Raw genomic sequence first — 1,549 nt, forward strand, 5'->3', positions numbered from 1 at the left:
TTGCAGGGGAGGTCAAGGAGGGGGCGGAGCCGCCCTTCTTGTAGGGGGTAGGGGGCGAAGCCCCCATTCTTTCTTTGACGAAGCCACCAACTACTTTCTTATGCACCCAATTGCCTCATCTGAAAATCTATACGCAACAATACCCGTTGCCTCACATAAAAATCTGTTTGTTACAACTGGGATATAGACAACTGTCAAAATCAGGCTATGTGTTTTACTTGCTATTTACGGAGGTTTGAGCAACGGCAGCGAAACAATAACGAGCGTGACATTGAGATGGCAGGGGGATAAAAGTCCCCCTTCTCTGTGTCAGACTACAAGTATTGCAGAGTCTCCTGTTTCAGTTGTGCTATCAGGTCATTAACGGATACGATTTCATTGCAGCGGTATGCGTTTTCGCCGGCAAAGGCAAAGCCCTCATCGAGGTTGCCCTCAACGGCGTTTGTCAACACCTCGGCAATGCAATATGGGATCGTCTTGGGGTCGCAGTTCTTGAGACACTTGTAGGTGCATCTAAACGGTATGGTCTCTCCATTTTTGATACGCTGGACGAACTCACTGTTGATCACCCTCCCGGGCATCCCAACGGGACTCTTTATGATAGTAATGTCTTCTTTTTTGGAATTTATCCAGGCTTTTTTGAAGTTTTCGTGGGCATCGCACTCGTGCGTACAGACAAAACGACTCGCCATCTGGACACCGGAGGCACCGAGCTTGAGAAACCTGGCAATGTCCTTGCCGTCAAACACGCCCCCAGCCGCCACCACGGGGATCGGAGGGTCGAAGGTGTTGGCCACCTCTATGACCTCTGTCACGATCTGCTCAAGGGTAGGAGCCTTGTCGTTGAGCACCTCCTTGTACGAAAACCCCAGATGTCCACCGGCCTTGACCCCTTCGACTATCACGGCATCGGGGAGCTTGTCATAGTCCTTCTTCCAGAACTCACAGATCAGCCGAAATGCCCGCGCCGAGGAAACTATCGGCACCAGTTTGACATCCTTGCCGTTAAGAAACTTGGGCAGATTCACGGGCATCCCCGCACCGGAGATGATCAAATCCACTCCTTCCTCAACTGCAATGGCTGAGAACCTTTCGTAGTTTGATATTGCGTACATGATGTTGACGCCGATCAGTCCCTTTGTCATCTGACGTGCCTTTCTGATTTCGGCACGAAACGCCTCCCCTCCGGTGTCAACATACCTCTGCTTGTTGAGGGTGAGGTCACTCTTCTTTGGGAAGTCTATACCCACGCTGGCTATAACGCCGATACATCCCTCGTTTGCAACAGCGGAGGCAAGGCCGGACATGGACACCCTCACACCCATTCCACCCTGAATGATAGGCGGGTTGGCCTCTATGTTGCCTATTCTTAAGGATGGCAGTTCCTTACAGGTCATTTCTTATTACTCCTTAGCAGAGGCATTAACTTTATCCGTTAACACCGTTTTGATTCTTGTTTTTTATCAGTGCGTCAAGTATTTCCTTGTCATAGGGATTGAGCATTGTGCCGGCATCCGAAACGATAATCTGTCCGTTTATAACGGCAGCC

The 1,549-nt window shown here is 50.3% G+C and carries 1 protein-coding gene; it reads right to left on the minus strand.

Features of this window, described 5'->3' with window-relative positions; translation table 11 throughout:
* Nucleotides 1-314 precede the first annotated feature (314 nt).
* A complete protein-coding gene (locus tag HWQ67_RS18190; protein WP_218254111.1) occupies nt 315-1,397 on the minus strand; it encodes an NAD(P)H-dependent flavin oxidoreductase in 1,083 nt (360 codons plus the stop codon).
* Nucleotides 1,398-1,549 lie beyond the last annotated feature (152 nt).

Source organism: Candidatus Magnetobacterium casense (assembly GCF_019173545.1).
GTDB lineage: Bacteria > Nitrospirota > Thermodesulfovibrionia > Thermodesulfovibrionales > Magnetobacteriaceae > Magnetobacterium > Magnetobacterium cryptolimnobacter.

Excerpts from the sequence above, each read along its gene's own strand:
- HWQ67_RS18190 (WP_218254111.1), bottom strand. The coding sequence starts at position 1,397 with ATGACCTGTAAGGAACTGCCATCCTTAAGAATAGGCAACATAGAGGCC.